Origin of the sequence: Methanosarcina sp. UBA289 (assembly GCA_002496565.1) — an archaeon.
Lineage (GTDB): Archaea > Halobacteriota > Methanosarcinia > Methanosarcinales > Methanosarcinaceae > Methanosarcina.
Map to the genome: position 1 here is coordinate 1 of DAKJ01000015.1, position 13,545 is coordinate 13,545.

General features: G+C 38.2%; 16 protein-coding genes. 11 read left to right on the forward strand and 5 right to left on the reverse strand.

Annotated elements, in window-relative coordinates; genetic code table 11:
* Positions 1–308: 308 nt before the first annotated feature.
* Complete coding sequence (locus BP549_RS04285; protein ID WP_292378447.1) at positions 309–923, reverse strand: adenosylcobinamide amidohydrolase; 615 nt, start codon at positions 921–923, stop codon at positions 309–311.
* 1,124 nt (positions 924–2,047) lie between these two features.
* Positions 2,048–2,971: a phosphotransferase gene (locus tag BP549_RS04290; protein WP_292378449.1), complete on the reverse strand. Its 924-nt coding sequence runs from the start codon at positions 2,969–2,971 to the stop codon at positions 2,048–2,050.
* Between the two features lie 736 nt (positions 2,972–3,707).
* Here BP549_RS04290 and BP549_RS04295 point away from each other — a divergent pair.
* From BP549_RS04295 to BP549_RS04325, 7 genes are all read left to right on the forward strand, one after another.
* Positions 3,708–3,950: a hypothetical protein gene (locus tag BP549_RS04295; RefSeq protein WP_292378450.1), complete on the forward strand. Its 243-nt coding sequence runs from the start codon at positions 3,708–3,710 to the stop codon at positions 3,948–3,950.
* A 66-nt stretch (positions 3,951–4,016) separates the two neighbouring features.
* Positions 4,017–5,294, forward strand: coding sequence for a threonine/serine ThrE exporter family protein (locus tag BP549_RS04300; protein WP_292378452.1), 1,278 nt, complete (start codon positions 4,017–4,019; stop codon positions 5,292–5,294).
* A gap of 129 nt (positions 5,295–5,423) precedes the next feature.
* Positions 5,424–5,642, forward strand: coding sequence for a hypothetical protein (locus BP549_RS04305; RefSeq protein ID WP_292378454.1), 219 nt, complete (start codon positions 5,424–5,426; stop codon positions 5,640–5,642).
* A 321-nt stretch (positions 5,643–5,963) separates the two neighbouring features.
* Positions 5,964–6,323 carry a putative zinc-binding protein gene (locus BP549_RS04310; RefSeq protein ID WP_292378455.1) on the forward strand — a complete coding sequence of 120 codons (360 nt, stop codon included), beginning with the start codon at positions 5,964–5,966 and terminating at the stop codon, positions 6,321–6,323.
* A gap of 317 nt (positions 6,324–6,640) precedes the next feature.
* Positions 6,641–7,042: a hypothetical protein gene (locus BP549_RS04315; protein WP_292378457.1), complete on the forward strand. Its 402-nt coding sequence runs from the start codon at positions 6,641–6,643 to the stop codon at positions 7,040–7,042.
* Between the two features lie 141 nt (positions 7,043–7,183).
* Positions 7,184–7,348, forward strand: a complete 165-nt coding sequence (locus BP549_RS04320) for a hypothetical protein (protein WP_292372314.1) — start codon at positions 7,184–7,186, stop codon at positions 7,346–7,348.
* 164 nt (positions 7,349–7,512) lie between these two features.
* The gene (locus BP549_RS04325; protein WP_292372316.1) at positions 7,513–7,851 is read left to right on the forward strand and encodes a carboxymuconolactone decarboxylase family protein; all 339 of its coding nucleotides are present in this window, start codon (positions 7,513–7,515) and stop codon (positions 7,849–7,851) included.
* Positions 7,852–7,899: 48 nt separating this feature from the next.
* Here the strand turns inward: BP549_RS04325 and BP549_RS04330 are convergent, their stop codons facing one another.
* Complete coding sequence (locus tag BP549_RS04330) at positions 7,900–8,256, reverse strand: ArsR/SmtB family transcription factor (protein WP_292372318.1); 357 nt, start codon at positions 8,254–8,256, stop codon at positions 7,900–7,902.
* Positions 8,257–8,613: 357 nt separating this feature from the next.
* On the opposite strand from BP549_RS04330, the gene BP549_RS04335 reads away from it, so the two are divergent.
* The 4 genes from BP549_RS04335 to BP549_RS04350 all read left to right on the forward strand — a co-directional run bounded on the left by BP549_RS04335 (position 8,614) and on the right by BP549_RS04350 (position 12,652).
* Positions 8,614–8,964, forward strand: coding sequence for an ArsR/SmtB family transcription factor (locus BP549_RS04335; protein ID WP_292372320.1), 351 nt, complete (start codon positions 8,614–8,616; stop codon positions 8,962–8,964).
* 42 nt (positions 8,965–9,006) lie between these two features.
* A complete protein-coding gene (gene arsB / locus BP549_RS04340) occupies positions 9,007–10,098 on the forward strand; it encodes an ACR3 family arsenite efflux transporter (protein WP_394339060.1) in 1,092 nt (363 codons plus the stop codon).
* Between the two features lie 205 nt (positions 10,099–10,303).
* On the forward strand, positions 10,304–12,232 hold the full coding sequence (locus BP549_RS04345) for a hydantoinase/oxoprolinase family protein (protein WP_292378461.1): 1,929 nt from the start codon (positions 10,304–10,306) through the stop codon (positions 12,230–12,232).
* A 255-nt stretch (positions 12,233–12,487) separates the two neighbouring features.
* The gene (locus tag BP549_RS04350) at positions 12,488–12,652 is read left to right on the forward strand and encodes a hypothetical protein (protein ID WP_292372324.1); all 165 of its coding nucleotides are present in this window, start codon (positions 12,488–12,490) and stop codon (positions 12,650–12,652) included.
* A gap of 84 nt (positions 12,653–12,736) precedes the next feature.
* Here the strand turns inward: BP549_RS04350 and BP549_RS04355 are convergent, their stop codons facing one another.
* Together BP549_RS04355 and BP549_RS04360 are read right to left on the reverse strand one after the other, a co-directional pair.
* On the reverse strand, positions 12,737–13,057 hold the full coding sequence (locus BP549_RS04355) for a DUF6951 family protein (protein ID WP_292372359.1): 321 nt from the start codon (positions 13,055–13,057) through the stop codon (positions 12,737–12,739).
* 47 nt (positions 13,058–13,104) lie between these two features.
* A complete protein-coding gene (locus tag BP549_RS04360) occupies positions 13,105–13,488 on the reverse strand; it encodes a putative zinc-binding protein (protein ID WP_292372326.1) in 384 nt (127 codons plus the stop codon).
* Between the last annotated feature and the right edge of the window lie 57 nt (positions 13,489–13,545).

Consider the following 13,545-nt stretch of genomic DNA (forward strand, 5'->3'; position numbering starts at 1 on the left):
GAAGTGTGCGAGCCTTCGGGAACTCTCGATCGCTGCCATACTCACCTTATAATACTTGCTATTCTTCTATTTCTAAATCAATTTTGATACTTTTATTGATCTTTTATATTGTTATTCTTACAATATTATTTTTCCAACACTGATTCTATGACTTGTTATACTTCATTAAGAATATGCTTTAGAATATGCTTTTTTGAAACTGTCCTAAAATCCTGTGAAATATATTTTATATGTTTTCTGGTTAATATTATAAATCAGTTTAAAGTGGGTCATTTTTGCTTCAGTATCAAAAGGTATCTCTTTTAGATTTATTCTCCCCGCAGCTCAAGCCCTGCTTTTACTCCTTTAATCACGACTTCAGTAATCTTTTTTCCGAAATCTGTACTTGAACCTGCGTAAGGAATTTCCTGCTTCCTCTCATTCTTTGGGCTAGATTCTGAATCAAACCCAGAGTCAATCTCATAGGCAACAATCACTGCATCCGTGTTCGTACCAAGGAAGGTGTAGCCTTTCTCAAGCAGGGCAAGCCCTTTTGCTTCCGTGGCTGTGATTATCGCTCCGAGAAGAGCTGTCTCAGATAGTTTTGCTTTTGAGACCAGAATTATATTTATGGTTCCTACTTTTGCCCTGAATTCCGAACCATTGCTTACGCCAGCAGTTATAAAAGCTGTCAGGTAGTCATTTTCTATTACCTGAAGGTATTCCATTTTCACAGCCGTAAGGAGGCCGAAGTGAGCTTCTTCAAGGCCCAGTTTCAGGGCTTCTTCTTTTACGAATTCTCTTGGGTCTGGTGGGTTGAAGGTTCTTGGCACCTGTTTGTTGGCAAGGTACTTGACCCGCGCGCGGCCACCGTTTAAGCCCGTACTCACGGCTTCGAAATTTCCTTTGATTATAAGGGTACTGTTCTTTACATAGTAATGCATAAAATTGCTCCGTTTTTACAGAGATGAATATAATTGTGTATTTTTTATTTTCTTCCACTAGTTAACTCTATACTTGAATTACTATATCTCAACTTTAGCAATTTACGCAGTTAGGAGAAGTTGCAGATTAAAAGGGTTATTTTAAGAAGGATTTGATTGGAGTTCAAAAGGTAATTAAACGATAACGGTCTACTCTTAACAGCTATTTATATCATTCTATATCTCAACTTTAGCAATTTACGCAGTTAGGAGAAGTTGCAGATTAAAAGGGTTATTTTAAGAAGGATTTGATTGGAGTTCAAAAGGTAGTTAAACGATAACGGTCCACTCTTAACAGCTATTTATATCAGTCTATAACATAGCAAAATATTTATTACTGTTCTTCTAATTATTAATTATGAATAACAAGTACTACTCATACTGGTTAGCTTTTCTTATTCTCTCTGGAATATTTTATATTCTCTTTGGAACATCCTATGTCATTTTTGGTTTACGAGGATTTCTAGTCGTTGCAGGTTTCTTTTTTATTTTAAGTGTGCTGTACGGTCTATTGTATTCTATTTCTCGTAGTTGAGTAAATGTTTAACTGCTTTTGAATAATTAGGCTCTGAGCCTGTCGTTTTACTAGGAAATTGTCTGTCTCTCCTTGGTTCTATTTATGGATGCAGTGCAAACCAAAACTAAATAAGTCACTCTTATTAAAGGGCATCTGCTTACGCTACAAGGTGCACTTGGACTTTACTGCTGATGAAATTACTCGAATCCTTACCAATGCGGGAATATCAATTGATACAGCCCAGCTATCTCTACAAAATGTCTCTTTGCTTTACAGGTATGGACTGCTGGCTAAAGCCTTTAAACTGAGCATAAAGGAATTAATTTGCTCAAACAACTTTCGGGTATTGACCCATTTAAATCCCTAAGCCCGGATCTAATGCACGAATTTCTACGAAACTGGACTCTAAATGAGATCCCGTAAGCTCTCTGAAAAGAGGCAGATGACAGGTTCTTTTCCGGAGAAATATGTTTACGATAATCCTAATAAATGGACTGAAGTTATCATAACTGCTTATAACCGCCAGTTAGAGATAATACAATAAGATATCAAGAGCCTGTATAAACTCTTAAATTTTCTCTATTATCTCCAGACAATTCTTTGCTTCTCTCAGAGGATAATCCTTGTAACTTGTATTAGACTTAAACATTGCAATTCTCAGCAGGCCATAAGCCATATAAAAAGGAATAACTTTAGTTATCTTGCAAAATTCCTTTTCATCTTTACTGTAATGCTTCAGGAAATGGCGAATATAAGGCTCTGCTCTCTGGCTTGATCCCTTCCGCGCAAAATAGTATTTAAGTTCAGCACAAAGTATCCCGAGATCACATGCGAAATTTCCATGTCGGGATGCTAGTTCAAAGTCCAGTAAAAACGGTCTTCCCTTGTGGAATACAAAGTTTACAGGAGTAGAATCGTTATGAATCATGCAGCCTTTTTTTATATCCAAGAGGGAACTGTGCCACCATTTTCCAAGCAGATATTTATATTCTTTTTTCATACACTGGTTGATTTTTAGATGATTCAAAACATAATGGAATTTTGAAAATTCATTTTCTTTATCATAATATGTCTGCGTATTTTCATGAAGCTTTCTAAGCATATCTGCTATAAGTTCTAATTTTTCCTTAAGCTCTTTCCTGTGTTTAAGGTACCAGAATAAAGGTTTCCCAGATACATATTTACTGGCTAAGACACAATTAAACTCTCTATTTGTTGCGATAGGTTCTGGGACATTAATTATTTTTTGGGCTTTTTTAAGATTCTCATATTCTTTATTCATCGAACCATAGCTATTGTACTTTTTAATTACCCCTGTAGGTATCCCAAAAAATTTGGCTATTATGGTTACTTTTTCCCCCTTGAATTCATATTTACAGATCCTATGGGATGCATGACTGAGTTTAAAAACTCTAACTTTACAACCTTTATTATGTATTCTATCCCCAAGCACCTCTACAAGCCAGTCCCTAAAAGTATCACCTGGTTTCACTGTCCGAATATATTCAAAAGAAGCTACAAAATTCCCTCCCTCATACTTGAATTGCTGTGATTCTTGATCAATGTAGCTATTCAATGATAGTTTATATCTTGTGAAACGTTGAATATGACTTTTATTAAGGATAAACAGGTTCAAGCTCTTGTTAATCTTCTCTGATTTATTTCTTGTCTTCTTTACTCTCTGGCTATTCCTCTAAGAAACTACCAAATAATCAATAATAACATCCAAAAAATGAAATTGGCCTATGCTTTTAGTCCAATATTAGTCCAATATTTTTGTTTTCTAAGTCCGCTGCCTTTGACCGTGCTGGGCAACCCTCCCACATTGATAGATATATTTTTATTTTTGACTGCTCATATTTCTTTTACTTTTGTTCCTTTCGCTGGAGATTATCTTAACATGTTTTTAGTTCTACATGTTATCTATTAAGTCCAGCAAGCTGGGCAGCGAAACTATGTGGGGACAGGCTATGCCAAGACGATTAGCATGGACGCTACAATATTGTTTTTCCCACAGGATGCAGGAACGAAGTTCAATGTTGATCCTGCCTCCTAGCTATTGGTTGAAGGTGTGGATGTGACAATCATAGCTGGTACAATGCAGGCTTTTGACTATAGCTAGATAAAGCTCGTCGGTTCTTACCGGCTCGGCTACCGTATCATAGTCATGGAATCTGGCAACCACTTCCTTGCTTGGTGGTCAGGAGCCGCTAGCTATACCATTGACAGTGATCCCTCCGGGATCGGTTCGAAAGATCTCAGCACTTTTTGCATTCCAGAAGAATGGGAAACTATATTCCGTGAATGCTGATGCAATTTATAAAAATCTGTCAGGTGACGGAAAAATGGAAAATCGATTCTACATCCCCGTTCCTGAAGATCCACATCTGCTACTTGGGGCTGTTGGCACATTAGCAAGATCATCTTTAAGGGAGAGGTCATTTGGATTTCTCTTCCGGCTTCGCGAATAGGCTGGGGAATGCGCTACACACCGAAAATTCAAAGTGAACAAATTCAAGAATTCAAGAATTGATAAAATGGTTCCACATACTGATTCGTCTCATACAAACTATTTGAGCATTTCTAGAGAGTCCGACTCACCCTATCAACTTTTAAAATTTCTCACAGAACTCTCTAGAGCTCTGACTACAGCAGGAATCGCGGTAATGTCCATAGAGTCAATTTTGAAAAAAATATGCCTGGCTTATGGTTTCAAAGCTGAGGAGGTTATTAGTTTACCTACTTTTTTAATCATAAAGATTGCAGATGGCGATTCAAAGGCTCTGGAAGTCGCCCTGCAGAAACCCGGAGTACTTGCTTTAGACCAGGTCTCAAGATTGTATGAGTTGATCAACAAGGCAGAAAATGCTGAAATAACACCTGAACAGGGAATAAAGTCTATTAATGAAATAATAAACGTTAAACGCCAACATAACTATCTTAAAAATATTTTAGGCTATGCACTTTTTTCCACAGGCCTGGGAATGCTCTTTTTACCAACTTTTAATGGTTTATTTTTTTGTGGAGCATTAGGAGCCATAGCAGGACTTATATTAGCTTATTCTGAGGATAAAACAAAACTTACTCCGATTCTGCCTGTTCTAACGGCTTTTATTGTTTCCACAATATTCTTTTTCGGTTTTAAACAGGGAATTATAAATGGGTCCCTAACCATAATGGTCCCTGCACTTGCCTACTTCATTCCCGGAGCAGTTCTGTCTACGGGAATGTTCGAACTGGCAGCAAACAATTTGGTCTCTGGTGCAGCCCGCCTGGTTCAGGGGGTTGTAATACTGCTACTTCTCTTATTTGGAGTGATAGTAGGCCTACAGGTTGTAGGCTTGTCCGAAGATTACATAATAGCCAATGCGGCAACTCCTTTGAATTGGTGGGCTCCCTATATTGGGGTTCTTGTTTTCACCCTAGGAATGTACCTCTTGATGTCTATAAGAAACAAGGATATGTTAGGGGTTTTAATTGTATTGCTCGCCACTTTTCTTGGACAGCAAGCAGGAAACTACCTTTTTGGGGGACTTTTTGGGGCTTTCATAGGTTCTATCATCATGACAATGTTAGGAACTTTTCTGGAGCGATCCAAACTTAGAACACCATATTATGTATCTATAACACCTGCATTCTGGATCTTGGTTCCCGGAGCACTTGGATTTATCAGCTTAGCTGCATTAGTGGGGCAGAATTATTCCTCTTCCATTGCCAGTCTGATCCAGGTAGCTCTGACCTTTGTGGCGATCTCCACGGGGCTGTTAATCGGTGCTGTGATTGCCGATCCATTAAAAATTGGATCGTCTCCCTAAGTTATTGAACAGGAGCTCTAAATTTTAATAATTCCTTTAAACTCATATGTGATCAGTTCTTCCTTCTGCTATTTGGAGATTTGAGCCCATAAAGGCAAGTTTCATCCGTACTAGGGGGGCTCGCTTGGCGTGATCACATCTGGCACCTATGCAGACCTCCTTGTCATGGACTGCAACCTGCTTGCGGGCATCACTTTGCTAGCCGACTCGGAGATGAACTTGAATCTAATCGTGAAGGGCGGGAAGATCTACAAGAACATACTCAAGCAGACTAACCAGAAAGGGAAGCTCGCCATGAAAACCAATGAGTCAGCTAGAATCTTTGTAATAAACTGGCAGAAAAATTAATAATATAAGAATCAAGTTATTTAATATCGGCAACTTACAGTATTATCCCAAGTCCATATTACGAAACTAATGTCGTGATAACAAGGCTGCGCAGGAAGCTGGAATTTTGTACTTTGCAGAACTTTTGGTACACTGTCCAAAAGAAAGAGATGTAGACCTGCTGCCTTCTACTTCCCAATATCTAAAAGCAGGCAGCATCAGTATTGAATTCAACGATATCCGAAACTGCTTTTTTAGAAATTTTTTTGTAATTAAAAGTTGTTATTTATGAGACTGATAAAAATGATAAATAATGAATATCTGCCCATATTGGAGAAAAAAATGGAACACGTTTCAGGAAGAAGGAAAAATACCCTTATTTTCGCTTGTTCAGGCCTTTCTAACACCGGAAAACTCACCATGCAGGCAGCGTCTACTCTTGCTTTCATGAGGCCGGATGTGTATAGAGCTGCGGCTGCTCACAAAGGAGTCGATGCGGTTGAGGATGCAGCATCCGAAGGCTTTAGAATTCTCGTCCTTGACGGCTGTACGGATCGATGTGCTACAAAAAAACTCGATGAAGCCGGGATACGAGCAGATATCTACATGGTAGTTACGGAACTAGGGATTGAAAAAACCAGGCCTTCAGATGTGAAGCCCGAATACGTAGAAGTAATAATACGTGCAGTCAAGGAAGCCTAAATCCAATCTACTACCGGTTTTCTTACTATCAATATTCCTATCTATGGATAATTGCCAATCCATCTGCATATAGCATCCTATCTTCTATTTTATGCAGACTGCATAGGTATCGTAATTAAGCCTAAGAGATTCTATTTTTATAGGGTAAGCTCTAGAAATTAGTCAAAAGTAGAAAAGTAGTAATTCAGTTATCCAGTTTGAGCATGACCTAACGGCGGGAACGATATTATGGAATAGTCTGTGACTTCAGATGATTATATAACTGGAAATCTAAACTCGAGAGTAGCCGTGGTAACTCTTGCCTTTGCCTACAGAACTTGGAACCTAAAGAACTATGTGATTTGCGGACATGTTTTACAGAAAATTTCGGAATCGAAAAAGTAATCGTCAATGTGCTTGCAAATCCGAACATAAATTGTCTCATTGTCTGTGGGGAGGAAAGTGAGCATCTTGTAGGTGAATCTATTATTTCTCTTGCCGAAAACGTAGATTCTACAATGACAGGTTTAAGGAAAATAATAGGCTCAAATTTTCCTTTGCCTTATTTGAATGAAACTCCAATGACTGTAATTTCCCGTTTCCTTAAGGAAATAAAGATCCTGTCACTATCCAGAAAGCTATCAACTCATGCACTACCCCTGCAAGAAGCGAAGCTTATGTCACATCGATTCTTGACAGATCTTTGTCTAGTAAATATCGCCCTCTATCTAAAACTCTAAAAACTTCGACTTATTATTGATAGATGTACAAATCGTTCTAACATGTATCAACTATTCTTGATATCCGTCATGAGGGTTTTTAAATCTGAATTCTAAATATAGCTTATATAAGTTTAAAAACTAAGTTAATTAGGAAGTCTAATGGAGTCTAAAGAAATGGGAAAAGAAAATAGTGTGGTGCAAGAAGAGGATTCTGAAAACAGCCCTATAGATAATGAAGAGGACTTGCTGTACACACATAAGCCCGAATCCAAAGGTAACACTATGCGATGGAACTCTTCTCTTTGCAGAAGGCCTGGCCATTAAAATTACTGGAATACTTGACAATGTTGCTTCAAATAAAAACTTTAAAAGTAAATTTAAAATATTATTTTATTATAGATTATTATAGATAAACAGATTTACTTTGAACTTAAACAATTTGTAACTACAATATGCTTTAAAATCTTTATAAACAAGGGGCTATTTAAATGTCTTTTTTGAATGAAATACTACCTGAAACTGCAGAAGCTTTCGGAAAGATGAGAAATTCCATTTTTAAAGACGGATATCTGGATCTCAAGACCAAAGAACTTATAGCCGTTGTCTCTTCTGTCCTTATGCGTTGCCAGTTCTGCGTTGATGCACACTCCAAGAGAGCAATTGCTGCAGGGGCTACAAAGGAAGAAATTGCCGAAGCTATTTCAATCGCTATGTTCGTTGCTGCCGGTTCACAGATTGGATGGACAAATGTATATGCGGAAAATATATATGACAAAATCTTTGAAAACGGTAAGGAAAAAGAAGACTGCTGTTGCTGTAAGGACTAAAACCTCAGTCGTTATGTTTTTCTTTTTTTCGGTATCTGTTAACTTTTATTAGGATTTTTTGTTTTTCATTTGTGAAATAGTATGAAAAACATTTTCAAATTCTGGATTTAACTTGTAAAAGTGCCATTTTGAACTGCTGTAGGCTTCGATGATCCCGCAGTTTTTCATGATTGCCAGGTGATGAGAAACAAGGTTCTGTCTCTCATTTAATTTAAATATTAATTCGCAAACGCAGTGATCTCTCTGAGAGAGGAAGTAAGCAATCTTCAGCCTTATCGGATGCCCAAGAGCGCTGAATATCTCACTGACTTTTTTAATGTCATTATCCAGGAAATCGATTTCCTGGAGCATTTTCTCTTCCCATTCCTTCTTTTTCTCAGGATCGGCAGGACAACAATAGTTCATAAATAAAAGAAGTTAGCTTTCTAATTAAGATTTTTCATATCAATTTTGTTTGATGTATTAAATGTTTTTTAATACTTGCCATTCTATTTATTTAGATTTATTCAATTCTATCATAATATAATATTAATCGTTTTTAATGAGTCTACTAACAAATTTATTACAGTTGTTTCCCCATCCCAATTTAGAACTATCAATTAATCTTCTGTTTAGAAAGATAGTTCTGAACTCCTATCTTTATGGAAATTTAATCAGTTCTGGAATGAGCTATTAATTTCCATGTGATCAGTAATTAGCAGTTAGAAATAAAATCAGTATTTTTAAATAACATATGAGTATATGTAATTATACTCATATTATATGGTGATGTTTGCGGATCTCGTTGATATTCTTAAGGCATTGGCTGATGAAAACCGACTACGGATATTGAATCTTCTAAAAAACGGTGAATTGTGCGTCTGTGATATTGAGACTGTTCTGGGCATTAAACAATCTAACACCTCAAGGCATTTGAACAGGCTCAAAATCTCAGGGATTATTACTTCCCAAAAAATGTCCCAATGGGTTTACTATAGATTAAAGGATGAAACTTTCACAAATTTTCCCTTTCTTTCAGTAATCATTAATGATGAAGTAGAGAAAATTGATATTTGTAAAAAAGATCTGGAACTTCTGGAAAAGATTAAAGCAAGTAATAGATGCTGCGATTGAGTGAGAAGTTATCAGCTTATTAAAGACAAAGAGGTGTCCTATCTGCAAGACTCCGTTGTGTCAAAATTATCGTTCTTGAACCGTTATTTGACCCTATGGATTTTTCTGGCTATGTTCATTGGTGTAGCTCTAGGCTTCGTTTTCCCCGGATTTGCAGACTTTTTACAGAGTTTATCCATCGGTACGACTTCGATTCCTATAGCCATCGGTTTGATAGTTATGATGTATCCTCCCCTAGCACGGGTAAAATACGAGGAATTAGGCAAAGTATTCAGGAATCATAAAGTATTAGGCCTGTCCTTATTACAAAATTGGGTCATTGGTCCTATTTTGATGTTTATACTTGCGATTGTATTTTTAAGAGACTATCCTGAATACATGGTAGGTGTTATTTTAATTGGTCTTGCCAGGTGCATAGCCATGGTGATTGTATGGAACAGCCTGGCAGACGGAGATAACGAATATGCTGCTGCCCTGGTTGCTTTCAATTCAATCTTTCAGTTAGTCTTTTACTCCGTTTTTGCTTATTTCTTTATAACCATAATACCTGAATGGCTGGGACTTAGTGGTATGGAAATACACGTATCTATGGGAGAAGTTGCCCGAAGTGTTGCGATCTATCTGGGAATTCCTTTCGCTGCTGGTTTCTTTACTCGATACTTCTTACGCCCTTCAAAAGGAGCTGACTGGTATGATAATAAACTCATTCCCACAATAGGTCCAATTTCACTATATGCCCTACTATTTACGATTATTGTAATGTTCTCGTTAAAAGGCGAATATATTGTTGCTCTGCCATTAGACGTTGTAAGGATTGCAATTCCTCTCTTAATCTATTTCGTAATTATGTTCGGGGTCTCTTTCCTGATCTGCAAACAAATGGGAGTTAATTACGAACAGACAACATCTCTTGCTTTTACTGCGGCCAGTAACAATTTTGAACTAGCAATTGCTGTGGCAGTAGCGGTTTTTGGGATCAATTCCGGGCAGGCATTTGCAGCTGTGGTAGGCCCTCTTATTGAAGTGCCTGTAATGATCGGACTTGTAAATGTTGCACTTTACTGGGGAAGGAAATACTTTGGTAAAAGTACAATGCAGCTTGGAGACGATAGTAAAAGAGGCCTTAAAACTTAATTACGCAGTCAAACTTACGCAGTCAAACTGCTTTGCATTATATGGAATTATAATTCTGTACTTGAAGCATTCATTATTTTATTTATTTTTTATTTTCCATTATTTATTAAAAATTCGATACCCGGTTATCCCAGTGTAATATAAAACTAGCCGAAAGACCAATACATGTTACTCGTAAGTAAACAAAAAAGGAGTAATTTTCAGCATGCAATATAGTCTTGGAATTGATGCCGGAGGCACATACACCGATGCGGTGCTTATAAGGGATACGGATAGTGCCATTGTTGACTCAAATAAATCGCTTACTACTTATCCTGACCTCCATCCCGGCATCAAAAACGTAATAGACGGCCTAAACCCTGAATATCTTAAAAATGTAAAACTTGTTTCAGTCTCCACAACCCTTTCTACCAACACTATCTTGGAAGGAACTGGATTTCCAGTAGCTTTGGTTCTTATTGGAGCCCATCCTTTTGAAAAACAATTTCCTACAAAATATGTGCTTCTTGCGTCAGGTGGACATAACCATAATGGAGAGGAAGAAGCTCCTCTTGATCTGAATGCTATTGAGAAGTTTTCCCTGCGCGTAAAGGATAAAGTTTCAGCTTTTGCCATTTCTTCCTATTTTAGCACGAGGAACCCGGAGCATGAACTTAGAGTAAAAGATCGAATTCTTGAACTTACAGGTCTTCCTGCTGTTTGTGGGCATGAGCTTTCCCAAGAACTCGGAGCCTATGAAAGAGCAGTCACAGCTTTCCTCAATGCTCAGCTGATCCCGATAACAAGGCAGTTCGTGAAGTCCATAATTAAAGATATACAAGAGCGGGGAATTAATGCCAGACTTCTTATGCTCAAATGTGATGGCTCCGTTGTTGGAATCAAAGATGCCCTGAAAAAGCCTATTGAAACTATCTTTTCTGGTCCTGCAGCAAGCTTGGTTGGAGCTTCGTATCTCTCTGGACTTGAAACCTGTGCAGTTGTGGATGTAGGAGGCACGAGCACAGATATTTCCTCGATCTGCATGGGTGTCCCTGATCTGAGCGAAGAAGGTGCAGTGGTGGGTGGCTGGAAGACCCGGGTAAAGGCTATTCGGATGGAAACAACAGCTACAGGCGGGGACAGTCATGTCTGGACTGTTAACAAGGAACTCTTCTTAGGACCTAGGCGAGTTATGCCCTTGGCAGTAGCTGCGGTAAAATATCCGGATTTCTTGAATAATCTAAAAAGGAAGCCCATATCTGCTAGAGAAGAGCTGGGTGAGAACATTCAACCCACAAAATTTTTTGTAAGATCTGGCTACCCGACAGGAGAACTGAGCAGGTCTGAAGCTGAAGTGCTAGAGGTTATCGGAAATGAGCCCGTCTCAGTACCTGAAATCAGAGCGCTTATCCGAAAAGACTTCCATCCTCAGACTTTAGATTCTCTTATTAGGAAACGTCTTGTCCAAGCAATCGGTTTCACTCCTACTGACGCCTTGCATGTGCTAGGAGAATATACTGCATGGAATGCCGAAGCTTCGCGAATTGGCGCAGAAAGACTTGCAAGGCTCATGCATATAGCTCCAGTAGAGTTTTGCACCGCTGTAAAAAAGCGAGTTGCGAGGAATATGGTACTTCATCTGTTATCATATATTTTGGCAGGCGTTCCATATGCATCAATTGCAAAGATCCTGGATGGAGACTATCCTGCAAAATTCCAGTTGAATATTCCGGTTGTGTTGCTTGGAGGACCTGTCCGGGCATACAGGAAGGAGCTGAATGAATTAATTGATGCAGAAATTCTGGTTCCAGAGCATGCCGAGGTAGGAAATGCAGTCGGAGCACTTGTAGGAAAAGGTATCAAAAGAGTTGAGATACTGATACGACCAGCAAGTCTCATTTCACCTGATAAGGATTTCCTGGTCTTTGCACCAGGTAGTCGACTAAGATTAGATGCTTATACAGAGGCTCTAGACGCAGCAGTCAAATTTGGGAAAAAACTTGTTGCGGATTACATGCAAGACTGTGGCCTTAGCGGAAACCAGGTTGAAATTTCAGTTGAGAAAAAGACTATATCACCTGATGGCTGGAACCATCCTCCTATGGAAACAAGTCTTTTAGTTATGGGAGTAGGAGTGAGGGAAAGATCTACCTGAACCAGATTCTTACCAAGAGATTGTAAATATGATCAACGGACTTGTATTAATTACTGTTTAAAGATTGAAAAACGCAATTTATAAGCGGCTTATTAGAAATTGTCTGAGATATCTAAAAACATATTAAGAATTGATGAATAACTAATGAGTGAAAGAGAAGATAATACTGTGGATGCAAATGAAAAAAAAGCATAATTAAAGAGACACAAGGGAAAATCGCAATAGTAGGTGGGTCCTGTCGTTCGAGTGGATGTTATGGTGATTCAAGTACGAGAGGTAGAGCTGAAAAATGACAAAAACCTGCTCACAAGTTGCATTGCAGGTGCTTTACTTAAAGAAGAATATCTCAGGATTTTAAGTGAAGCTGGATTTTCAGTTGAAATTTTGAATGAAGATCTAGATAAGCAAAAGGCAGTATAGTGGGTTTGCCTGCCGAGAGCTTGAAACTTAAAACCTGGAAGTGAGAAGGCTTCTAGGTTTCTCAAATTGGCTCTATATAAAACTTCAGACATCATTGAATTCGATACTGATGCTACCTGCTTTTTTTACCAATGATTTTGCAAGGAACCCACTCTCCATTCTGCAGAGGTTGAGTACTGCACAAGGCACAAGGCAATTTGAACAGCACTTTGCTTCCTGTGCTCTATCAATAACGTAATTGTTTTTAATATCCAGAATTTCCATCATGGGAACTTCCATGTGAGAGAATTTCTTTATCTTTTCACATGGAGTTTCTATGTCAACAATAATTTTATTTCCTTTTTTGCTTCCATGTATCTTGTGGACAAAACCACAGATAGTGGAATTTACAGTAAATTCAGTCAACATGTAACCCTCTATTTTTTGGTTATGCACGTTTTTCGAATCCGCTATTACTCGGACTGTAAGATCTTTAAGGTGTTTTCAAGAGCTTTGGAGAATTCATCCTTTTTGAGTTCTTTCTCTTTGGTTTTTTTAATCCCAAATTCGGATATAACAATCTGACGATCTACTTTGAAGCCTGCCAGTTCAAGGATTTTGCTTGCACAGTTTACAGAACAACCATCAATTGCAATTATCCGGTCACAAGCTTCGGCAGATTTCATAAGCCCTGGAGCTCTTGCACCAATTCCTGCAGTACACATAAGGTTTCCAATGTTCCGTTTTTCTAATTCAATTGCAATTTTATTTGAGAGCTGCCCCACATTTGAAGCTCCTACACATGGGAAAATTGCCACATTTGGAGAACCGCATGTACATTTTACCTCTTCTGCCATATTTATTCTCCGTTCTGATTCTTGTTAGAATTTATATTTTCTGATATAGACTAGGCC